The organism is Stutzerimonas frequens (genome assembly GCF_024448335.1).
Classification (GTDB): Bacteria; Pseudomonadota; Gammaproteobacteria; order Pseudomonadales; family Pseudomonadaceae; genus Stutzerimonas; species Stutzerimonas frequens.
Window position 1 is genome coordinate 175,399 of the sequence record NZ_JAMOHM010000006.1, and the last position, 21,099, is coordinate 196,497.

Consider the following 21,099-nt stretch of genomic DNA (forward strand, 5'->3'; position numbering starts at 1 on the left):
TCAGCTCTGCTTGCCCTTGAGCAGGTCGGCCAGGTTGGCGAAGGCCTTGAAGGTCTCTTTCGGCCCCAGGTCACTGCCCGGCCGGGCTTCGGCCTGGTACTGGTTGTCGGTATAGCGGGAATGCTCGTTGTCGTGACAGTAGAGGCACAGCAGCTCCCAGTTGGAGCCGTCCTCGGGGTTGTTGTCGTGGTTGTGGTCCTTGTGATGGACCGTCAGCTCGCTCAGGCGCTTGCCGGAAAACTCCCGCGCGCACCGCCCGCAGACCCAGGGATACATCTTCAGGGCCTTTTCCCGGTAGCCCTGCTCGCGCTGGCTGTAGGGCGTGGTGGGTTTGCTACTGCTCATGGTGAATACTCGCCGGCTGCTTGGATTGTCGATGACATCCGGTGACGGCGGGGCCGCTAACCGAATGTCAACAGAACCTAGTAAAGACGATGGGTATCAGCCCGCCAAGCCGACGTAGACGTTCTGCACGTCGTCATGGGCATCGATGGCCTCGAGGAAGGCCTCGACCTCTTCCAGCTCGGCACCGGACAGACTGACCGGATTCTTCGGTCGATAGCCCAGCTGCGCCGCTTGCACGGTAAAGCCGTGTTCCGGCAGGGCCTTGCACACGGCGTCGAGGTCGGTCGGCTCGGTAATGAACAGCGTGGCGCCTTCGTCGGCCGCCTCGAAATCCTGAGCACCAGCCTCGATGGCGGCCATTTCCGGGTCGGCGTCGCCTGCGGGCACGGCTTCGATCATGCCGACATGGTCGAAATCCCAGCTCACTGAACCGGAGGAGCCCAGTTGGCCCTTGCGGAACAGCACGCGGATTTCGGCGACGGTGCGGTTCACGTTGTCGGTCAGGCATTCGACGATCAGCGGCACCTGATGCGGGGCGAAGCCTTCGTACAGGGTGCGCTCGTAATGCACCACTTCGCCGGTCAGGCCGGCGCCTTTCTTGATGGCGCGCTCCAGGGTGTCCTTCGGCATGGAGGCCTTCTTGGCCTGCTCGACGACCAGACGCAGACGCGGGTTCATGTCGGGGTCGGCACCGCTGCGGGCTGCGATCATGATTTCCTTCGACAGCTTGCCGAAGACCTTGCCCTTGGCGTTCGCCGCCGCTTCCTTATGCTTCGCTTTCCACTGTGCGCCCATGCTCGTACTCGTCTCATGTGAGGGAAACAGGCGCGAATTCTATAGCGTCGCTGTGGGTTTCGTCGCCGGTACCGGGTGAGGACGAGGTCGGCCCGATCGGCGGCCAACCCGGACTGTGCCGGCCAATTCGGTGCTCACTGTATGGAGCGGCAGAGCGGATGCGCGGCTCTAATGAATCTTTTCATTACAGGGTGCGTCGTCATGTCGCCTCGAGACCTGCTGCTCGCACTGGTGGTCATCGTCGTCTGGGGAATGAACTTCGTGGTCATCATGGTCGGCCTGCACGACGTGCCGCCCATGTTGCTCGGTGCTCTGCGATTCATGCTGGCGGCGGTGCCGGCGGTGTTCTTCATCAGACGGCCGCAGGTGCCGCTGCGCTGGATGCTGGCCTACGGGCTGACCATCTCGCTGGGCCAGTTCGCCTTTCTCTTCACCGCCATGAAGCACGGCATGCCTGCGGGTCTGGCGTCGCTGGTGCTGCAATCCCAGGCGTTCTTCACGCTGTTCTTCGCTGCGCTGTTTCTCGGTGAACGCTTGCGCGCGGCCAACCTGCTGGGCCTGGTGATCGCGGCCTGCGGCCTTGCGCTGATCGGCGCGCAAAGCGGGCTGGGCATGACCCTTGGTGGGTTCCTGCTGACCATCTGCGCTGCTTCGATGTGGGCGCTGGGCAATATCGTCACGCGCAAGGTCGGCAAGGTGAATCTGGTCGGGCTGGTGGTGTGGGGCAGCCTGGTGCCGCCGTTGCCGTTTCTCGCGCTGTCTTTATGGTTGGAGGGACCGGGCGTGATCGAGGCGGCGCTGCGTGGCATCGGCTGGCAGACGATTCTGGTCCTGGTGTACCTGGCCTTCGGCGCGACCATTCTCGGTTATGGCCTGTGGAGCCGGTTGCTGTCGCGCTATCCGGCGAGCCAGGTGGCGCCGTTTTCGCTGTTGGTGCCGGTGGTGGGGCTGACCTCGGCCAGCATTCTGCTGGGCGAGCGGCTGGCCTCGTTGCAACTGGCCGGTGCCCTGCTGGTGATGATCGGGCTGGTGGTCAATGTGTGGGGAGGCTGGCTGTTCGGCCGGCTGCGCCTGGCCCGAGCCTGAAGCGCCCGGCATCCAGCCGGGCGTTCGAGACGGTCGTTTCAGTGGGTGGCGGCGTGGGTGCCGAGCAGCGTGGTGGAGCCGCTCTTCTTGTCGCGCTTGGCCATGCGCTTCTCTTGCGCAGTTTTCAGCGGTTTTTTCTTGCTGTTCTTCTTCGCGTCCATTCCCTTGCTCATGGTGATCACCTCTGATTGCGTGGCTGGACCTATGCTGTCGCGGCCGGGGCGGTCGTTGGCGCTTGCCAACGTCGTCCCGGGCCCGTCCGACCGCTGCAGTATGGCACTGCTGCACCGCTTTGCACGGCTGTCAGTCGAACAGCCGCTGCTGGTCCCGTTGGCCGCGTCGAGCGTCATGGCGCTGGCCGAATGCCTGCCGGTAGAACCTTGCAAGCGACGGCAGCTCGGCCAGTCGCAGCAGGGTTTCGTCCGCGAGTGCGGGATCTAGAAAGCAGCGCCACAAGAAGGCGACGCTGATTTCGGGGTGGGGCCGTTCCAGCAGTTGCAGGGTGTCGCCAGGACGCACGCTGCCGGGCTCCAGGGTCCGATAAAGCCAGCCGGTGCGGCCGCTCGCGGACAGCTCGCGCGCCAGGCTGCGCACGCCATGACGGCTGTCCAGGCGGATGCAAGGTGAGCGGGGCTGGCTCACCTCGATCAGCGCATCGCCCCAGCGCAGGCGATCACCGATGCACAGCTGCGCTTCGTCCAGGTCTTTGCCGCCCAGATTCTCGCCGAAGGCACCGAGGCCCAGCCGCGTGCGCAGCTGTGGAAAGCGCTGCGCCCAGTACACATAGTGTTGCGTCGGGTAATGGCACAGGGCGCGATCCGGCCCGCCATGAAAGCGCCGGTCGGCGATACGGTCGCCTTGGAGGCCATCTCGGTCCAGCCAGAGTGGGACGTCTGCCGGTCGCTTGTCCATCGCGGTGGCCTTGCGGCTGTCCGGTAGCGGCGAGAATGCTGGGCACAGCAGCGGGCCGCTGACCGTCCATGAATCGTTCAAGGCTGCGCTGCCTGCGCCAAGCGTTCGAGTTCGCGGCGCACCATCGAGGCATACTCCGGCGGGCTCAGGCGATACAGCTCTCCAGCGACCCAATCCAGCCAGCGCGAGCCAAGGGCAGCGCGCTGCTCGATCAGGCGTTGGGCTTCGGCACTGGCCCGCTCGGCGTTCTGGTGATGAAAGTCGGCACGACTCACGGCTGTCTCCGTCGTAGGGTTCTGGCTGGCAGGGTGGGTGGCGATGGTAAACCCGGACCGCCCGCGTTAGGCTCCATGGCTGTTTTTCGCGCCATGAGAACGATGCATGCCGGAGTCCGTGAACTTCAAGCACAAGATTTCCCGTCAACGCCCTTACGGCAAGGCCGAGCCCGGCCTGCGCGCCAGCGAAGGTAATCTGGGCGCAGTGATCGACCAGTTGGAAAGCGATCGCGGGCGCATCATCAATTCAGCGGCGGTGCGCCGTCTGCAGCAGAAGACGCAGGTTTTCCCGCTGGAGCGCAATGCCGCAGTGCGCAGCCGCCTGACCCACTCGCTGGAGGTGCAGCAGACCGGCCGCTTCATCGTCCGTACGCTCTACAAGCAGCTTGGCAGCCGTGCCGCAGCGTTCGGCCTGGATGGGCTGGAGGCGGCACTGGAGAGCCTGGTGGAGATGACCTGCCTGATGCATGACATCGGCAATCCGCCATTCGGCCATTTCGGTGAATACGCCATCGGCGAATGGTTCGAGCGCCACCTGGATGAACTGTTCGCCGCTGCCGTGCCGCCAGGGCAGGGCGACACCGGGCTACGCCAGCGCATGCTCGATGACCTCAACCACTTCGAGGGCAACGCTCAGGCGATTCGTCTGGTGGTCTCGCTGCAGCGCCTGAACCTGACCTACACCCAGACCGCCGGCCTGCTCAAATACGTCCGCCCGGCCTACATGCCGCGACCGGACAAAGGCACGCCGGGCGCCTATCTGCAGAAGAAGCCCGGCTTCTACCTCTCCGAAGAACCCTTCGTGCGGGCCTTGCAGGCGGCCCTCCAGATGCAGCCCTGCACGCGCCACCCGCTGGCCTACGTGATGGAGGCGGCGGACGACATTGCCTACTGCCTGGCTGACATCGAGGATTCGGTGGAGAAGGGCATCTTCAGCATCGAGCAGCTGGCACAGCTGCTGCTGGACAAGTTCGCCCTGCATGGCGACGTCGATGCGCCCGTGCCCGGTCCGGAGCGCAGTTTCCGCAGCATGGTCAGCTATGCCCTGGAGCGGGCGCAGAAGGAGCCGATCAACAAGGCCGGTGAGTTCTTCATCTGGCTGCGGGTGAACATGATCCACCCGCTGGTGCAGCACGCAGCCCGTCAGTTCATCGACAACATCGAAGCGGTGTACCACGGCACGCTGGACCGCGCCCTGCTTGAGGACGACAGCCTGCCCAACGCCATCGTGCAGACCTTCAAGGATGTGGCGATGGACAAGGTGTTCTGCCACCGCGAGGTGGAAACGCTGCAGCTGCAGGGCTATCGCATCCTCCAGGGACTGCTGGACTTCTATGCGCCGTTGCTGCGCGTGCCGGCGCCCGTGTTCGACGCGCTAACCCTCGGCGGCTGTCGCAGCGAGCCGCATCTGCAGATGCTGGCGCGGCGGCTGCCCAATCAGCTGGTCAAGGCCTATCACGAGGCGCTCAAGCCCCATACCGAGACGTCGGACGATCGCCCGCTGTGGGAGTTCTACTACCGCAACCGCATGCTGCAGGACTTCATCAGCGGCATGACCGACCAGCTTGCCCAGGACGAGTACCGCGCGCTGTCGGCGCTCTGAGCCCAGGTCGATCGATGAGGCTGAAGCCGGTCTCGGCAGCGCTCAGCGCTGCGCTTGGTACAGGCATTGCTATGGCTTGGTGCAGCAGTCGTCGTGCAAGCCCCGCAATGGCGCACGATGAAATCCCGGCAGTTCCCATAACCCGTTGAAAACAAAGGTTTCATGGTGCCTCGGCAATTTTACCGAGGCAGGCTCCGGCTGCAGGTGGCGGTAGTCGTCGCGGGCGCGGTGATGCATCTCGGTGCATTCGCACTCTGGCGATTACCGTTTTGGTGCGTATTCCCGCTGAGGCTGTAGTAACCCATGGAAAACCTCAACAGCGCCGTGGAAACCCTGGTCCATGGCTCCAATACCCTGTTCCTCCTGATGGGCGCGGTGATGGTGCTGGCCATGCATGCCGGCTTCGCCTTCCTCGAAGTCGGGACCGTGCGGCTGAAGAACCAGGTCAATGCCCTGTCGAAGATCATCACTGACTTCGCCGTATCGACCCTGGCGTACTTCTTCATCGGCTACTGGATCGCCTATGGCGTGACGTTCATGCAGCCGGCCGATCAGCTGGTGGCCGACCACGGCTATGCCCTGGTGAAGTTGTTCTTCCTGCTGACCTTTGCTGCGGCGATTCCGGCAATCATCTCCGGCGGCATCGCCGAGCGTGCGCGCTTCGGTCCGCAGCTGTGCGCGACGCTGTTGATCGTGGCGTTCGTCTACCCGTTCTTCGAAGGGCTGATCTGGAACGGCAATTTCGGTTTCCAGGCCTGGCTGGAGCACCAGTTCGGTGCACCCTTCCATGACTTCGCCGGCTCCGTGGTGGTGCACGCCATGGGCGGATGGCTGGCGTTTGGTGCGGTCATCCTGCTCGGACGTCGCAACGGCCGCTACCGCGACGGCCGGCTGGTGGCCTTCGCCCCGTCGAATATTCCGTTTCTGGCGCTGGGCTCGTGGATTCTCATCGTCGGCTGGTTCGGCTTCAACGTCATGAGTGCGCAGTCCATCGAAGGCATCAGTGGCCTGGTGGCAGTGAACTCGCTGATGGCGATGGTGGGCGGCACCGCCGCGGCCTGGCTGGCCGGCCGCAACGACCCGGGCTTCCTGCACAACGGCCCGCTGGCCGGGCTGGTGGCGGTTTGCGCCGGCTCCGATCTGATGCATCCGGTCGGTGCGCTGGCCACCGGCGCGATTGCCGGGGCGCTGTTCGTCTGGGCGTTCACCGCCACGCAGAACCGCTGGAAAATCGACGACGTGCTGGGTGTATGGCCGCTGCACGGTCTGTGCGGGATCTGGGGCGGCATCGCCTGCGGCATCTTCGGCCAGGCGGCGTTGGGCGGGCTCGGCGGCGTCAGCCTGATCAGCCAGGTGATCGGCAGCGGTCTGGGCATGCTGGTGGCACTGGTTGGTGGCTTCGGCGTCTACGGCCTGCTCAAGCACTCCATGGGCATTCGCCTCAGCCAGGAGGAAGAATTCAACGGGGCGGACCTCTCGATCCATCGCATCGGCGCGCTCAGCCACGACTGAGGCGCTGCGCTGGCGCAAGCCGCGGCTCAATAACCGCGCTTGCGCTGCACCAGATGGCTGATCGGCCGGCCGTCGCGCAGGGCCTGCAGGTTCTGCGCGACGATCGACGCGGCGCTGCGCATGTCCGTCGCCGCGGCGCTATGCGGCAGGACCGTCACGCGCGGATGGCACCAGAACGGATGGTCCGTCGCCAGCGGCTCCTGGCGAAACACATCCAGCACCGCACGATCGAGCTGGCCGCTGTCCAGCGCCTGCAGCAGGTCGGCTTCCACCAGGTGCCGGCCACGGGCGAGGTTGACCAGGGCAGCGCCGCGGCGCATGGCGGCGAAGAACCGTCGGTCCAGCAGATCGGCGGTCTGTGCGGTGAGAGGCAGCAGGTTGATCACGATGTCACTGCGTGCCAGCAGCGGCCACAGCGCTTCCAGGCCGTGCTCCAGCGCCATGCCGGCGATGGCGCCACCGTGCAGGTTCCAGCCGGTCACCCGGTAACCCGTTTCCAGCAGCCGCCGTGCACAGGTCCGGCCCATCTGGCCCATGCCCAGCACGGTCACCTCGATCTCGTCGGCACGCCGCTGCGGCAGGGGGTACCAGTCGCCATCGCGTTGCTGTTGCGCATAGTCGAAGAAGCGGCGATGCAGGGAAAGCGTCGCCCACAAGGCGGTTTCCGCCATGGCCGCGCTCATGGCCGGGTCGACCATGCGCGCCAGAGGCACGTCCGGCAGGCTGGGATCGTCCAGCAACCGATCGACACCGGCCCACAGCGATTGGATCAGGCGCAGTCTGGACAAGCCCTGCAACGCGCCCGGCGGCGGGTTGGCGACCACAGCGGCAACGATGCGCCCGGCGTTCTCTGGCGTGACCTGCAGGTGCCAGCAGGCATAGGGCAGGGCGCGTTGCAGTTCGGCGAGCCAGGCATCGCGTTCGTCGCTATCGAAGCTGCCGCAGAGCAATAGGTCCATTGAATGGCTCCAGGTGGGCGAAGCGGAACTGTAGTCAGCCGCGGAGTCTCTGAATAGGCGAGTCACGGAGCGCGCAAGTGGCATCCGTTCAATCGACCAAGCCCAAGGAGAATCCCATGGAACTGCCCAACAAAGACCTCGGCACCCTGTTCGAACAGCTCGGCCTGGAATCCGATCCTGCCAGCATCGATGCCTTCATCGCCAAGCACGGCCGGTTGCCGGAGGACGTCCGTCTGGCTGATGCGCCGTTCTGGAACGAGTCGCAGCGCGCGTTCCTGCGTGACGAATGGGTCGAGGACGCCGAATGGGCGCCCATCGTCGACGAGCTGAACGTGCGTCTGCACGAGCACTGATCGCCTCGCAGGCTGCGGCAGCGACCGCAGCTTGCGTTCCTCCCGCTCAGTCCAGCAGATCGGCCGGCACGTTGCCGCCGTTCTCGGCCAGCCGCTTGAGCACCGCCTTGTGCAGCCACATGTTCATCTGCGCCGAGTCGCCCATCTTGTCCGCCGGGCAGCCGAGTTCGGTGGCCAGCTCCTTGCGCGCTGCGAGGCTGCTGTCGAGGCCCAGCAGCTTGAGCAGATCGACGATGGAGGTGCGCCAGTTGAGCTTTTCCGGGTGGTTGTTGGCCATGCCATCGAGCTTGGCCGCCACGTCAACCTGATCCACGGCAGGCGTCGTGGGCGCCCCGGCGCCGCCTGTGGAGGCTTCCGGCGGGGTCGTGGGTGCGCTGCTGTCAGGCGTGGCGTGCGCCCGGCCGATGCCGATCTTTTCCAGAATCGAATTGAACAAGCCCATGGATATTCTCCTGTCTGCGTGGATACGTGAGCCGTGGCTCGCAATTAGGACCGCCGGCGCTTCGATTAGTCGCGCCTGAAGCGAGCGGTGCGTCCGCCAAGCTCGTGGTTGACTGGCTCGCCGCGCCCGCCGCCCTCGTGCTGTGCTCCACGCCTGTCTAGAATGCCGCTTTTGCCCGGGAAATCCGCCATGAGCAACCTCGACATCGACGCCCGTTATGCCTGCGCCAAGAGCCTTGCACTGGAAGCTGCGCAGCTCGGCATGACCTACTACCGTCAGCGCGAGACACTGGATGTGGAGCACAAGGGCAGCGATCGCCAGGACGTGGTCAGCATCGCCGACAAGCGCATCGAGGACTTCATTCGCGGGTGGCTCGCCGAACGTTTTCCCGAAGACGGCTTTCTCGGTGAGGAGAGCGGCTCGGCCGATCTCAAGGCACGTTGCGTCTGGGTCATCGACCCCATCGACGGCACCGCCTGCTTCGTCAACGGCCTGCACAACTGGTGCGTCTCCATCGGCCTGCTGGTCGACGGCGAACCGCACGTCGGCGCGATCGCCGATCCGAACCACGACGAACTCTTCCATGGCTGCCTCGGCCGCGGTGCCTACGTCAACGAGACGCCGCTCAGAGCCAGCACCGCGACCCACGTGTGCGAGGGGCTGACCGGCGCTGGCACCTTCCATCCGCGCGGCAAGGAACATTTCATTCCGTTTCTGGAAAAACTGCTGGCCGAAGGCGGCATGTTCATCCGCAACGGCTCCGGCGCGCTGATGACCGCCTACGTCGCTGCGGGTCGCCTGATCGGTTACTACGAGACCGAGCTCAAGAGCTGGGACTGCCTGGCCGGCCTGGTGCTGGTGGCCGAAGCGGGTGGCCTGCGCAACGACTTCTTCCGTAACGACGGTCTGCTGCGAGGCAATCCATATCTGGTGGCGGCGCCCGGGGTATACAGCCAGCTGGCCAAACTGATCGGCCCTTCGCTGGATGCATGAGCGGCACGTTCGTCGATCCGCGCAGGCGCGGTCGGCAGACTGTGCTATACCGATGTGACGCACCGAGGGCCAGCCTATCCGCCTGGCCCGCTCTGACAAGGGGGAATTCCGGCAGCCATCAGGCCCGAGTCAACCTGCATGATCGATGGCTGCCCGCACATAGCGAGGTAACGATCATGACCATGATGCAATGCACCTACCGCGATCACATCATCACCGCCGAAGTGATGGAATATCCTGGCACCTCGACGCCCTGGGCCGGCGGTTGCCGGATTACCGCCCCCGACGGACACGTCACCCGCCGCCTGCCGCTGCCACTCGAACATGCGTTCATGGACGAACTGGACAAGGCCCAGCGGCTGTCCATTGCCCACGGCAAGTGGCTGGTGGATCAGCACCTCGACCATGGGCGCGAGCTGTTTCAGAAGGCTGCCTGACGCTTGCGCTACCGCGCACCGGACGGTTTCGTCCGGTGCGTCTTTCGTTGCCCTGGATCACGCCAATAGCACTTCGCTCTACCTCCGCTGCACTCTCCGGGCGAGGCAGCCCTGTCGGCATTGTTCAAACTAATGCCGAGAACGGCAGCGATCCCCCGACCTTATGGAGTGCAACGCCGTGTCGCGCCATGGCCCAGGAAAGGTTCGGCGACATTTGGCGCATTGCTTAATGATCCAAACGGTGGCATAGCTATCAGCAAGCCACCGGCAACGGTGGTGCTCATAAGCGGAAGTAAGGACGACTTATGCAAATCCAGGTTCACAGCGATAACCACATCGAAGGCAGTGCCCGTCTCGCCGATTGGGTCAGCGCCAGTGTCGCCAGCCGGCTGGATCGCTTCGATGACGAGCTGACGCGAGTCGTTGTTCATCTCAATGACGAAAACGGAGACAAGGCAGGCGCGCACGACAAGCGCTGCCAGATCGAAGCACGACCGAAGGGGCTGCAGCCGATTTCTGTGACGCACAAGGCCGAGTCCCTGGAGCTGGCACTCGATGGTGCCGTCGACAAGCTGAACAACGCCCTCGGTCACCAGTTTGGCAAGCTGCGCAGCAAGCGCTCCGGTGCGCAACCGCAAATGATCGACGGCGCCGTAGCCGGTCGTGACGCACTGCTCGAGGAAGATTTCCTCGCGGACGAGCAGGTCCGCAACGCATAACCCTCCCGATCAGGGCCTTCCATGCGGAAGGCCCTTCGCTAATCAACCCAGTAGTTCAGGCGGTATGCTGCCGTCATGCTCGGCGAGACGCTTCATCACCTCGCGATGAAGCCACATGTTCATCTGGGCCGAATCGGCCATCTGCTCCGGTGGGCAGCCCAGCTCGGTCGCCAGCTGCCGACGGGCCTCCAGGCTACTGTCGAGGCCAAGCAGCTTGAGCAGGTCGACGATCGAGGTACGCCAGTTCAGAGCTTCCGGGTGCTGAGCTGCCTTGCCTTCCAGCTGTGCAACGACATTCACCCCCTTTTGTGTGGCCGACGGGCTGTTCAGGTCCATGTTCGGGGCGGTTGTGGCATTGCTTGTGGTAGAGGGCCTGTCGTTGTCCAGCGTGATGCCCTCCGCGTTCGACCGTCCGGCATCGGCCGGTGGAACGTCCGCCTTGCGCTGCGTCTCGTTGGAGACGTCGCCGAGGCCAAGCTTTGCTTTGATCGTGTCGAAAAGTCCCATGGGGCGGTTCCTCCGTGCTGTCGAGTGTGAGCGTTCGACAGCGAACCGGGGCAACCCATTCGTAGCCACAGGTCGGATGAACCCCTGCGGGCGTTCAGCCGTGTTCGAGCCAGGTCAGGGCGTCGCTTTCCTGATGCAAGTCGAACGCCTTGATGGTCAGCCCGGGAATCAGCAGCCCCTCGACTTCGCTGATCCGGCGCAACCAGTCCTTGCCGGCGATCACGGCACAGCGATCGAAGCGGCGGATGAAGCGAAACAGTTGCGGCAGCCGTGACAGTTCGACCGCCACCGCACCGAGGGTCGGTAGGTCGAATTCGTCGATGCGATACAGCATCCGCCCGTGATTGATGCCCTCGGACTTGAACAACAGGTCGTCCAGCGCTGCGCGCATGGCGTCACTGTCAAGCCTGCCGGACAGGATGACATCGATACGGTCGGGGGCGACGCGTGTCACTCGGAACATGAGCCTTTCCTCGCAGTTGGGTCTGCTCTAGAGGATAGGCCGGAAATGACGAACCGCGAGGGGAAGGGAGGGCGCAGCCTGGCGTCTCCCCACGCAGCAGGCGCGGGGAGACGCTTCAATCAGTCCTGGCGGCTGGTCACTTCCAGCAGGTGATAACCGAACTGGGTCTTCACCGGGCCTTGCACCTGATTCAGCGGGGCGCTGAACACGACGGTGTCGAATTCCTTGACCATCTGGCCGGGGCCGAACGAACCCAGGTCGCCGCCCTGACGGCTGGATGGGCAGGTGGAGTTTTCCTTGGCGACTTCGGCGAAGTCGGCACCGCCTTCGATGGCGGCTTTCAGTTCATTGCACTTGGCTTCGGTGGAAACCAGGATGTGGCGGGCGGTAGCGCGTGCCATGGGGACTCTCCTCTTCAGATAGGCTGCCGAGGCTACCGCAAACCTGTGGTATTGGCGATCGGGCCGCGTGGCATTGAAGGCTTAATGAAGGCCCCCGGCGACCTTCCTTTCGGGTACTCTCGCGCGCTTTTTCATCGGACCCGGAAAACGCTCCATGCTTGATAGCACCCTTGCGCAACTTGAAAACGTCATCAACGATCTGCTGCAGCGCAACCAGAGCCTCAGCGAGCACTGTGTCTTGCTCGAGCAGCAGCTGCAGCAGGCACGTGAGGAGAACGACAATCTGCAGCTGGCTGCGCTAGAGCAGGAAGACCGGCAGGGCGCTACCCTGGCGCGGCTGCAGGCGCTGGTGGAGCGTGCAGCTGGCAGTAGTAGCGCCGGATGACGGCGGATGGCGTTCAGGTGCTCAGGGTATTCGGCCGCGAATACTCGTTCCGCGCGCCGCCCAGCCAGGATGCTCTGCTGCAGGAGGCGGCGGCCTTGCTGCAGCAGCATCTGGCCGATAGCCAGCGGCAGTTTCCTAACGCCACGGGCGACAAGCTGCTAGTGCTGACTGCGCTCAATCTCTGCGTGCCGCTGCTGCAACAGAACGAGCAGATGCAGGATGTCGAGCAACGCATCGCTGCCAGCGTTGCCCGTATCAGTCAGCAGCTCGCGGCGCAGGGCTGAGCGGCTGCCTCAGGCTGCCTCAGGCTGCGTCGCTGCTGCGCGTGTTTTCGCTGACCGGCCGCTCTGTCAGGTAACGCTGCAGGCAAGCCATTTCCGGCTCGCTGAAGGCCAGCCCGAGCTTGGTGCGGCGCCAGAGGATGTCATCCACATGGGTTGCCCACTCCTCGCGCCGCAGGTAGTCGACTTCCTGCGTGTACAACTGCTGGCCGAGATCCTCGCCCAGTGCATCGAGCGAGCGCACTTCGCCCAGCATGCGCCACACCCGATTGCCGTAGAGGGTGGCCCAGCGCTTGGCCAGCGGTAGTTTCAGCCCCTGTACCTTGGCTACCAGCTCTTCGGCGAGCGCGTCGGCCGTGCTCATGCCTTCACCGCCAGGCAGTGCGGCCTGTGCCGTCCAGCTTTCACCCATGGCCGGGAAGAACGGCTTGAGCTGCACCATCGCCGACTCGGCGAGCTTGCGGTAGGTGGTGAGCTTGCCGCCGAACACCGAGAGCAGCGGTGCCTGCTTTTCTTCCGCCGCCAGCGACAGGGTGTAGTCGCGGGTAACCGCGGACGGGTTATCCGATTCGTCGTCGCACAGCGGCCGGACGCCGGCAAAGGTATGCACGATGTCCCTGGGCTCGAGCTGCTTGCGAAAGTGCGTGTTGGCCACGCCCAGTACGTAGGCGATCTCCTCCTCGCTGATGCTCACCTTGGCCGGGTCGCCACGGTATTCGCGGTCGGTGGTGCCGATCATGGTGTAACGATCCAGGTAGGGGATGGCGAAGACGATGCGCCGATCCTCGTTCTGCATGATGTAGGCCTGCTCACCTTCATACAGCTTGGGCACGATGATGTGACTGCCCTGAATCAGACGGATGCCGTACGGCGAGCGCTGTTGCAGGTTTTCGCCGATGAACTGTGCGACCCAGGGACCGGCCGCATTGACCAGTGCCTTGGCCTTTAGCGAGAAGCGGCTGCCGTCCTCGCGCTGCAGCTCGACATGCCAGATGCCGCCAGCACGCTTGGCGCTCAGGCACTGGGTGCGGGTATGGATGTGCGCGCCTTTCTCCCGTGCCGCCATGGCGTTGAGCACCACCAGCCGCGCGTCGTCAACCCAGCAGTCCGAGTATTCGAAACCACGGGTGATCGCCGGCTTGAGCGGGCTATCGCTTCCGAAACGCAAACCCCGCGATGCCGGCAGCTTCTTGCGCATGCCCAGGTTGTCGTAAAGAAAAAGACCGGCACGGATCATCCACGCCGGGCGCAGGTGCGGACGGTGGGGCAACACGAAGCGCATCGGCTTGACGATATGCGGTGCCTTGGCCAGCAGCACTTCACGCTCGGCCAGTGCCTCGCGGACGAGGCGGAACTCATAGTGCTCCAGATAGCGCAAACCACCGTGGATGAGCTTGCTGCTGGCCGATGACGTATGGCTGGCCAGGTCGTCGCGTTCGCAAAGGAACACAGACAGCCCGCGACCAGCTGCATCGGCAGCGATACCGACGCCATTGATACCGCCGCCGATCACGGCGACGTCATAGAGCTCGGAGACGGGCTGGGCGGAATGGGGCACGGGCTTCTCCTCGAAAACGAAAGGTCATGTTCGGTTTTGAACATGCTATTCGCAAAAGAATCCGTGTGAAAGCAAAAATGTTCGGAAATAGATAAAAAAGAAAATATTCGAACCTTGCGATTCTGGTTGGTTGTCGATGTTCGGCAGTCGTGAGGGATCGCGTAGCGTCGCCCGGCCAGATTCAGCCTGCCCGTAAGCGCTCGAATCCGTTGCCAGCGTTCGGTCATTACTGCGCGAGCGGGATTGCCCGCGGACGAGCTGCCGCCGAACCTACTCGGCGATCTCCACTTGCACCTTGTGGCGGGCCAGCAGCTCGGCGAATACCTCGGAAGGTGCCGAGTCGGTGAACAGGCAGTCGATCTGCTCCAGGGAGCCGAGCCGGGTCATGGCGCTGCGGCCGAACTTGCTGGAGTCCGCGGCGAGGAAGACCTTGCGTGCGTTATGGATGATCGCCTGGGAGACGCGGACTTCCTGGTAGTCGAAGTCGAGCAGGGTGCCGTCCTCGTCGATGCCGCTGATGCCGATCAAGGCGAAATCGACCTTGAACTGGCTGATGAAGTCTGCGGTCGCCTGGCCCACCACGCCGCCGTCGCTGCGCACGTTGCCGCCTGCGATCAACACATCGAAGTCTTCCTTGGTGCTGAGGATGCTCGCCACATGCAGGTCATTGGTGATGATCTTCAGATCGCGATGGTTGAGCAGGGCGCGGGCGATGGCTTCGGTGGTGGTGCCGATGTTGATGAACAGCGAAGCCTGGTCGGGGATGCGTGCGGCCATGGCGGTGGCGATGCGCTGTTTTTCGTCACGCATCTGATGCGCGCGCTGGCTGTATGCAGTGTTCTGCACGCTGGAGTCGTGGGCCGCGCCGCCGTGGTAGCGCCGCAGCAGGCCGGCATCGCCCAGCTGATTGATGTCGCGGCGGATGGTCTGCGGGGTGACGGCGAAATGCCGGGCCAGTTCGTCGATGCTCACATAGCCGCGTTCGCGCACGAGTTCGAGAATGTTCTGCTGTCGGGGCGCCAGGCTCATGGGGCTTCCTTGTTCGCGGTGGTGGCGGAAGCATGCCCCAGTCTGACGTTCGATTAAAGCGCGCTTTGTTCGAATTCGCGCAATACCGCGCCTGCCTGCGACCCGGTCGCGGGCAGGCGCGGGGTGGGCCTCTCAGTCCTCGGCCCAGTTGCGGGTGCGCTCGACCGCCTTCTGCCAGCCGCGATAGAGCGCTTCGCGCTGTTCGCTTCCGCACGCCGGTTCGAACACGCGCTCGATGCTGCTCTTGCTGCGCAATTCGTCGAGGTCACTCCAGAAACCGGTCGCCAGCCCGGCCAGGTAGGCCGCACCAAGAGCCGTGGTTTCCTTCATCTGTGGGCGTTCGACCTGGGTGCCGAGCAGGTCGGCCTGGAACTGCATGAGGAAGTTGTTGGCCACGGCGCCGCCGTCCACACGCAGAGCGCGCAGGCGCTCGCCGGCATCCTGCTGCATGGCGTCGAGCACGTCGCGGGTCTGGTAGGCGATGGATTCCAGCGCAGCACGGATCAGATGATCGACCTTGACCCCGCGGGTCAGGCCGAACAGTGCGCCGCGGGCACGCGGGTCCCAGTAGGGCGCGCCAAGGCCGGTGAACGCCGGCACGAGGTAGATGCCGTTGCTGTCCGGCACCTTGGTGGCGAAGTACTCCGAATCCAGCGATTCGTTGAGCACCTTCAGTTCGTCACGCAGCCACTGCACGGTGGACCCGCCATTGAAGATGGCGCCTTCCAGCGCGTAATTCACTTCGCCCCGCGGCCCGCAGGCGATGGTGGTCAGCAGACCATGTTCGGACTGCACTGCCTTGGTCCCGGTATTCATCAGCAGGAAGCAGCCGGTGCCGTAGGTGTTCTTGGCCTGCCCGGGTTCGACGCACATCTGGCCGAACAGCGCGGCTTGCTGATCGCCGGCAATGCCCGCGATGGGAATGCCGGTGCTCTGGCCGGAACCGATATAGGCGTGGCCGTAAACTTCCGAGGATGAGCGCACCTCCGGCAGCATCTCGCGGGGAATGTCCAGCGCTTCGAGCATCACCGGGTCCCAGTCCAGCTTGTGGATATCGAACAGCAGCGTGCGCGACGCGTTGGTGTAGTCGGTGACGTGGGCATTGCCCTGGGTCATCTTCCAGATCAGCCAGCAGTCGACGGTGCCGAACAGCAGCTCGCCACGGCGAGCGCGTTCGCGGCTGCCTTCGACGTGATCGAGAATCCACTTGATCTTGGTGCCGGAGAAGTAGGGGTCGATCACCAGGCCGGTGGTCTTGCGGATGTGCTCTTCCATGCCGTCGCGCTTGAGCTGGTCGCAGATCGGCGTGCTCTGGCGGCTCTGCCAGACGATGGCGTTGTAGATCGGACGGCCGGTTATCTTGTCCCAGACGATGGCGGTCTCGCGCTGGTTGGTGATGCCGATGGCCGCCACCTGCTCGTTGGTGATGCCGGCCTGGGCCAGGGCTTCGACGAACACGCCGCTCTGGGTCGCCCAGATTTCCATGGGGTCATGCTCGACCCAGCTCGGTTGCGGGTAGATCTGCGCGAACTCGCGCTGGGCGATGGTCACCACGTTGGCGTTGCGGTCCAGCACGATGGCGCGGGAACTGGTGGTGCCCTGGTCGAGGGCGACGATGAATTGCTTGTTCTGGTTGCTCATGGCGACGTTTCCTTAGCGAACTTTGCTGACATCGGGCTGCGCGGAGCCCATTTCGGCAGTGGCCTTTTCCTTGGGTTTCGGTGCATCGCAGGCGGCCGATCCGACGCCTGGCAAGTGTCGGCAGATGAGAGCCTTGTAACCTGCAGCGCCGAGGCAGGCACCGAGAATCGGGGCGAAGATCGGAACCAGGAAATACGGGATGTCTCGCCCGCCGGTGAAGGCCACGTCACCCCAGCCGGCAAAGAAGGTCATCAGTTTAGGCCCGAAATCCCGCGCGGGATTCATCGCGAAGCCGGTCAGCGGTCCCATTGCGCCGCCGATCACGGCGATCAGCAGGCCGATCAGTAAAGGTGCGAGCGGGCCGCTGGGCAGACCGTTGCCGTCGTCGGTGATGGCCATGATCATCGCCAGCAGAATGGCGGTGATGACGACCTCCACCAGAAATGCCTGGCCGAACGACAACGAGGCGTGGGGGTAGGTGGAGAAGATCGATGCGAGTTCGAGGCTCTCGACACTGCCGCGAACCATTTGCTGGGCCTGTTCGAAATCGAAAAACAGACTGCTGTACAGCCCGTAGACCAGCGCCGAAGAACAGAAGGCGCCGGCCACCTGCGCCAGGATGTAGGCCGGAACGCGGTGCCGCTCGAAGGTGCCGAACAGCCACAGTGCGATGGTGACAGCCGGGTTCAGGTGGGCACCGGAGACGCCGGCGGCGAGGTACACCGCCATCGAAACGCCGATGCCCCAGATAATGCTGATTTCCCACAGCCCCAGGTCGGCACCGCCGAGCTTGAGCGCTGCGACGCAGCCGGTACCGAAGAAGATAAGCAGGGCAGTGCCGAGAAATTCGGCGATGCATTGTCCCTTGAGCGTCGGGACGATGGGCGTACTCATGCGCGGAGCCTCGTTCGTTTGTTTTTGTTTTATTCCGAGCACTGCGTTGGTTCGGAATTGTTCGGAAACGAAAACTTAGAGGCAATAAAAGCCGCTGTCAAAGTAAAAATTCGAACATTTTACGGGCGCGCTGCGGGAACAAATGAGCGTGCCTGCTGTCGCTGCGCGTCTTAGCCGTGACCGATGCAGCCTTTCCAACCTGTAGGCATTGGAAACCGTCGGTGTCTTAGCGCCGACGCCGCCAGAGGCGCCAGCCGAGCAGCAGATCGTCAGCCATCGGCACCAGCGCCAGTGCCAACAGCAAGGCGGCCAGCGGGACCGTGGCGATGAAGCCGAAATGCTTGAAGCCGATGGCGCCGCTCAAGCCGCCGACGAAGAAGCTCATCACCATCAGCAGGTTGATACGCAGGCGCTGCCGGTTGGCCCGCACCGGTGGCATGTCGTCATGACGATTGCGGTTGAAGTAGATCAGCCGGCCCAGCTCGATGCCGATATCGGTCACCATCCCGGTGATATGGGTGGTGCGCACCTCGGCGTTGGAAAGCTTGGTGATGATCGCGTTCTGCAGGCCCATGATGAAGCACAGCAGGACCACGGTCAGCGGCACAAAAAACCCGGGAACCAACATCAGCCGCGCGCCGAGGATGCCGAACAGCAGCAACAGTGCGGCTTCCAGCGCCAGCGGTAGCGCGTACTGGCTGTGCAGCCGGCGCCGCCGCGAGAAGTTGATCATCAGCGTCGAGCACATCGCGCCGAGGATGAACGAGAGCAGTGCGCCGAAGCCGGCCAGGGCCAGGTCGGTGGCGCCGAGCGCGAGGTTATCGGCCATTGCCGAAACGATACCGGTCATGTGCGAGGTGTACTGCTGAACGGCGATGAATCCGCCGGCATTGGCGGCCCCCGCTACGAAGGCGAGGCACAGGCCAAGCTGGCGATTGCTATGGACGGTCCGTCGACGATCGGTCAGACGACGGGCGTACTTGATCGGCATGGCAGGCTCGCGTTCGGCAGCAAAGCGGCGATTATAGAGCGGCCGACCTGGCTGGATCGTGGTTGGCGAAAATTCTCAGCGTCGCCGTCCGGCCTTGCGGCCGCCGCGTCGTGCTGCCCGTGGCTTGCGCTGGCGTGACAGTTCACGGGTGATGGCATCGTTGAGCAGCTTGCGCGCGTCTTCACCGTCGTCGTGCTCGGGAAAATGCTCGGGCAGGCTACGGGACAGGTGCAGGTAGGTTTCCACCACATGCAGCGTGCTTTCCAGGCTGGCCAAATCGCTGCCGAGCAGCAGTTTGGGCATCGGGATGGCGTGGCCTTCGGCGACTCGCTTGATCCAACGCTGGGCATGCTGACTGGCCGGGCTGTCGAAGCCGCCGCGGATCGGCGTGCAGGCGAACGTCCAGCGCAGCCAGAGCGGAATCTTCGGGTCGTCGATCAGTTCGATCCATTCGGCCAGTTCGTCCGGCAGCACCGAGATGAACGCCTCGCCGTAATTGATGTTGCGGTTGAAGGTCAGCCAGGCGCGCAGCAGGCTCGGCTCGCCCATCAGTTCGGAAATGGCGGACAGGTGATCGATGGACGGGCGCACCTGAAACTGGCTCAGGTCCACCGGCGCATCCGGGCTGTTGAACAGGCGGCGGATGGACTTGAGCGTCTGCGGGTCCAGCGCGGTGATCTCGCCGCTGTCGTGGTGACCGAAACGCCCGGCGCGGCCGCCGATCTGCTTGACCTCCTGCACCTTGAGCTGGCGATTCTGGATGCCGTCGAATTTCTCATCGGTATAGAAACACAGCGTGTGCGCCGGCAGGTTGAGGCCCATGCCGACCGCATCGGTAGCGACCATGATGTCCGCCTCGCCCTCGCGGAAGCGCCTGGCCTGGTCGCGTCGGACCTCGGGCGAGAGCGCACCGTAGACTACCGAGACGCTCTTGCCGGCACTCTCGAGCATGCCCTTGAGCTCCAGCACCAGCTTGCGGCTGAACGCCACCAGCAGCGAGCCGGGTTCCAGCCTTTCCAGCGTCGTGGCGTGGCGGGCGACTTCAACCGGGGACAGGCGCTTGGTGCGCTGCACAACCAGCTTGTCCTTGCACAGATCGCAAAGCGTGCGCAACGAGGGTTCGATCAGCGCTGGCCCGGTCATCATCAGTTGCGGCGTATGGGCGCTGACCAGTGCATCGACCCAGGCCCAGCCACGTTGCGAGTCGGCCATCATCTGTACCTCGTCGACCACCACCACATCCCAATGCTGATGGCGGAAACGCGCGAACTCCTCCACGGTGCAGCAGAAGTGTGTGGCGCCTTCGCGGATGATTTCTTCCTCGCCGGTCACAAGTGAGCAGGGCACGCCCATCGCCTCAATGCGCTCCTGGTTTTCCAGCGCCATCAGGCGCAGCGGCGACAGGTAGATGCCGTGCTCGGCCGCAGCCATCGCCTCGATAGAGCGGTGCGTCTTGCCGCTATTGGTCGGGCCGAGCAGGGCGGTCCAGCGTCGCGTCAGGCGCCGGGCCGGGTAGAGCTTGTGGTAGTGGACGAAGCGCGGGTTGTTCTCCAGCAGCACGGCAAACGCCATCTTTTCCTCGTGCTCGCGGCGGGCGGCACGGATCGCCTTGCGCATGCGGCCGGGTTCCAGGGCGATGAGCTCGGTAAGACGCTTGTGCCCGAGCAGTTGCAGGTCGAAATCGCCGGCGAGCTCGAGCATGCGCTCGAAGGTGGCCTGCAGCTCGTCGCGATCCTGGCGCTTCCAGGCCTCGACTTCCGCCACGCTGAGCAGATGATCCTGGCCGGAAGGAACCCGCCGCGGCAGTTCGAGGGTGAGATTGTCGCGCTGCAAGGCCACCACGTAGCGCAGCTCATGGCGAATCTCGTTGAGGGTGGCGATGGCATGCGGCAGAAATTCATCAACCCGTGGCAGTTCCGGGCGGATGCGCGCCAGGCACCGCTGCCGCTCGTCCTCGTCCATTTCGGAGAAGGGCCGTTCGAGCACCTGCAGCCGATTGCGCACATAGCGCTGCACGGCCTGTTTCAGGTTGTCGGCGAAATCGTCGCGCCGCGGGCTATCGTCCAGACGCAGCGCCCAGTCCGGCTCCAGCAGATGGACCGGCGAGCCCAGGCTGAAGGTCTTCTCGCTGCCGAACACATCCACGCTGCAGTGGATCTCGCCGAGATCACGGCTGACGACCCGATCGAGCAACTCGTCTGCAGCAGGTGCCGCCAGCAGTTCATCCACCGCCTGCCCATGCAGCCCCAACCAGAACGCCTTGGCCGCGCGAGCCAAGCCGACGATGGGGTAGCCGATGTACGGGGTGAACCACTTTTCCTGGTGATGCTTCTTCGCGGTGAATTCCGGATATCGCGCCGTTGCCCAGTCGAGGAAGCGCGCCAGACGTTCGAGCCTGATGGATTTGAACTGCTTGCCCCCGGTCTTGGCCATGATCGACACCTTTGCTGATCAGTCTTCTTTGTACGACTCGCGTTGCGCTCGTTTGCTCGGCAGACTGTGCGCTTTGGTCGACGAT

25 protein-coding genes are annotated in these 21,099 nt (G+C 64.0%); 9 read left to right on the plus strand and 16 right to left on the minus strand.

The annotated features are described in order from the left end of the window. Window positions 1–345: a YajD family HNH nuclease gene (locus tag NAO55_RS10920; protein ID WP_102840873.1), complete on the minus strand. Its 345-nt coding sequence runs from the start codon at window positions 343–345 to the stop codon at window positions 1–3. A gap of 96 nt (window positions 346–441) precedes the next feature. Next, window positions 442–1,140, minus strand: a complete 699-nt coding sequence (locus NAO55_RS10925; protein WP_102840874.1) for a YebC/PmpR family DNA-binding transcriptional regulator — start codon at window positions 1,138–1,140, stop codon at window positions 442–444. 201 nt (window positions 1,141–1,341) lie between these two features. Between NAO55_RS10925 and NAO55_RS10930 the strand changes: the two genes are divergently transcribed. Beyond that, window positions 1,342–2,226: an EamA family transporter gene (locus tag NAO55_RS10930; RefSeq protein WP_102840875.1), complete on the plus strand. Its 885-nt coding sequence runs from the start codon at window positions 1,342–1,344 to the stop codon at window positions 2,224–2,226. Window positions 2,227–2,264: 38 nt separating this feature from the next. Here the strand turns inward: NAO55_RS10930 and NAO55_RS10935 are convergent, their stop codons facing one another. From NAO55_RS10935 to NAO55_RS10945, 3 genes are all read right to left on the minus strand, one after another. Next, a complete protein-coding gene (locus NAO55_RS10935) occupies window positions 2,265–2,399 on the minus strand; it encodes a hypothetical protein (protein ID WP_256070182.1) in 135 nt (44 codons plus the stop codon). A gap of 130 nt (window positions 2,400–2,529) precedes the next feature. Further along, a complete protein-coding gene (locus NAO55_RS10940) occupies window positions 2,530–3,219 on the minus strand; it encodes an MOSC domain-containing protein (RefSeq protein ID WP_102840876.1) in 690 nt (229 codons plus the stop codon). Further along, window positions 3,216–3,413, minus strand: a complete 198-nt coding sequence (locus NAO55_RS10945) for a hypothetical protein (RefSeq protein WP_102840877.1) — start codon at window positions 3,411–3,413, stop codon at window positions 3,216–3,218. Before NAO55_RS10945 ends, NAO55_RS10940 begins: the two co-directional genes overlap by 4 nt. A gap of 106 nt (window positions 3,414–3,519) precedes the next feature. Here NAO55_RS10945 and dgt point away from each other — a divergent pair, with 106 nt between their 5' ends. Together dgt and NAO55_RS10955 are read left to right on the plus strand one after the other, a co-directional pair. Further along, complete coding sequence (gene dgt, locus NAO55_RS10950; RefSeq protein WP_102840878.1) at window positions 3,520–5,016, plus strand: dGTPase; 1,497 nt, start codon at window positions 3,520–3,522, stop codon at window positions 5,014–5,016. A 303-nt stretch (window positions 5,017–5,319) separates the two neighbouring features. After that, entirely contained in the window at window positions 5,320–6,528 is a 1,209-nt protein-coding gene (locus tag NAO55_RS10955) for an ammonium transporter (protein ID WP_102840879.1), read from the plus strand. A 26-nt stretch (window positions 6,529–6,554) separates the two neighbouring features. Here NAO55_RS10955 and NAO55_RS10960 read toward each other — a convergent pair whose 3' ends face one another. After that, entirely contained in the window at window positions 6,555–7,487 is a 933-nt protein-coding gene (locus tag NAO55_RS10960) for a 2-hydroxyacid dehydrogenase (protein ID WP_102840880.1), read from the minus strand. Between the two features lie 116 nt (window positions 7,488–7,603). Between NAO55_RS10960 and NAO55_RS10965 the strand changes: the two genes are divergently transcribed. Then, window positions 7,604–7,840: a DUF2789 domain-containing protein gene (locus tag NAO55_RS10965; protein ID WP_011912753.1), complete on the plus strand. Its 237-nt coding sequence runs from the start codon at window positions 7,604–7,606 to the stop codon at window positions 7,838–7,840. A 46-nt stretch (window positions 7,841–7,886) separates the two neighbouring features. On the opposite strand, the gene NAO55_RS10970 is transcribed toward NAO55_RS10965, so the two are convergent. Further along, entirely contained in the window at window positions 7,887–8,282 is a 396-nt protein-coding gene (locus NAO55_RS10970) for a DUF3597 domain-containing protein (protein ID WP_063543870.1), read from the minus strand. A gap of 189 nt (window positions 8,283–8,471) precedes the next feature. Here NAO55_RS10970 and NAO55_RS10975 point away from each other — a divergent pair, with 189 nt between their 5' ends. The 3 genes from NAO55_RS10975 (at window position 8,472) to NAO55_RS10985 (ending at window position 10,431) form a co-directional block, all read left to right on the plus strand. Continuing rightward, a complete protein-coding gene (locus NAO55_RS10975; protein WP_102840881.1) occupies window positions 8,472–9,275 on the plus strand; it encodes an inositol monophosphatase family protein in 804 nt (267 codons plus the stop codon). A gap of 176 nt (window positions 9,276–9,451) precedes the next feature. Continuing rightward, a complete protein-coding gene (locus NAO55_RS10980) occupies window positions 9,452–9,712 on the plus strand; it encodes a hypothetical protein (RefSeq protein WP_013982374.1) in 261 nt (86 codons plus the stop codon). A 305-nt stretch (window positions 9,713–10,017) separates the two neighbouring features. Next, window positions 10,018–10,431, plus strand: coding sequence for an HPF/RaiA family ribosome-associated protein (locus NAO55_RS10985; protein ID WP_102840882.1), 414 nt, complete (start codon window positions 10,018–10,020; stop codon window positions 10,429–10,431). A 42-nt stretch (window positions 10,432–10,473) separates the two neighbouring features. On the opposite strand, the gene NAO55_RS10990 is transcribed toward NAO55_RS10985, so the two are convergent. The 3 genes from NAO55_RS10990 to NAO55_RS11000 form a co-directional block, all read right to left on the minus strand. After that, window positions 10,474–10,938, minus strand: a complete 465-nt coding sequence (locus NAO55_RS10990) for a DUF3597 domain-containing protein (protein ID WP_102840883.1) — start codon at window positions 10,936–10,938, stop codon at window positions 10,474–10,476. A gap of 94 nt (window positions 10,939–11,032) precedes the next feature. Next, on the minus strand, window positions 11,033–11,401 hold the full coding sequence (locus tag NAO55_RS10995) for a SpoIIAA family protein (RefSeq protein WP_063543880.1): 369 nt from the start codon (window positions 11,399–11,401) through the stop codon (window positions 11,033–11,035). 119 nt (window positions 11,402–11,520) lie between these two features. Next, complete coding sequence (locus tag NAO55_RS11000) at window positions 11,521–11,802, minus strand: peptidylprolyl isomerase (RefSeq protein WP_003299288.1); 282 nt, start codon at window positions 11,800–11,802, stop codon at window positions 11,521–11,523. Between the two features lie 154 nt (window positions 11,803–11,956). On the opposite strand from NAO55_RS11000, the gene NAO55_RS11005 reads away from it, so the two are divergent. Both NAO55_RS11005 and NAO55_RS11010 read left to right on the plus strand, forming a co-directional pair. After that, window positions 11,957–12,187 carry a hypothetical protein gene (locus NAO55_RS11005; protein WP_102840884.1) on the plus strand — a complete coding sequence of 77 codons (231 nt, stop codon included), beginning with the start codon at window positions 11,957–11,959 and terminating at the stop codon, window positions 12,185–12,187. Then, window positions 12,184–12,471, plus strand: coding sequence for a cell division protein ZapA (locus NAO55_RS11010; protein WP_102840885.1), 288 nt, complete (start codon window positions 12,184–12,186; stop codon window positions 12,469–12,471). The genes NAO55_RS11005 and NAO55_RS11010 overlap by 4 nt, the downstream gene beginning before the upstream one ends. 19 nt (window positions 12,472–12,490) lie before the next feature. On the opposite strand, the gene glpD is transcribed toward NAO55_RS11010, so the two are convergent. The 6 genes from glpD to NAO55_RS11040 all read right to left on the minus strand — a co-directional run bounded on the left by glpD (window position 12,491) and on the right by NAO55_RS11040 (window position 21,014). Continuing rightward, window positions 12,491–14,026: a glycerol-3-phosphate dehydrogenase gene (glpD, locus tag NAO55_RS11015; protein WP_102840886.1), complete on the minus strand. Its 1,536-nt coding sequence runs from the start codon at window positions 14,024–14,026 to the stop codon at window positions 12,491–12,493. Between the two features lie 270 nt (window positions 14,027–14,296). Then, a complete protein-coding gene (locus tag NAO55_RS11020; RefSeq protein ID WP_102840887.1) occupies window positions 14,297–15,055 on the minus strand; it encodes a DeoR/GlpR family DNA-binding transcription regulator in 759 nt (252 codons plus the stop codon). 132 nt (window positions 15,056–15,187) lie between these two features. After that, the gene (gene glpK / locus NAO55_RS11025) at window positions 15,188–16,696 is read right to left on the minus strand and encodes a glycerol kinase GlpK (RefSeq protein WP_102840888.1); all 1,509 of its coding nucleotides are present in this window, start codon (window positions 16,694–16,696) and stop codon (window positions 15,188–15,190) included. Between the two features lie 12 nt (window positions 16,697–16,708). Further along, on the minus strand, window positions 16,709–17,590 hold the full coding sequence (locus NAO55_RS11030) for an MIP/aquaporin family protein (protein WP_102840889.1): 882 nt from the start codon (window positions 17,588–17,590) through the stop codon (window positions 16,709–16,711). Window positions 17,591–17,816: 226 nt separating this feature from the next. Next, window positions 17,817–18,581, minus strand: coding sequence for a YoaK family protein (locus NAO55_RS11035; RefSeq protein WP_014819958.1), 765 nt, complete (start codon window positions 18,579–18,581; stop codon window positions 17,817–17,819). 75 nt (window positions 18,582–18,656) lie between these two features. Continuing rightward, on the minus strand, window positions 18,657–21,014 hold the full coding sequence (locus tag NAO55_RS11040) for an SUV3 family DEAD/DEAH box RNA helicase (RefSeq protein ID WP_102840890.1): 2,358 nt from the start codon (window positions 21,012–21,014) through the stop codon (window positions 18,657–18,659). Window positions 21,015–21,099: the final 85 nt, after the last annotated feature.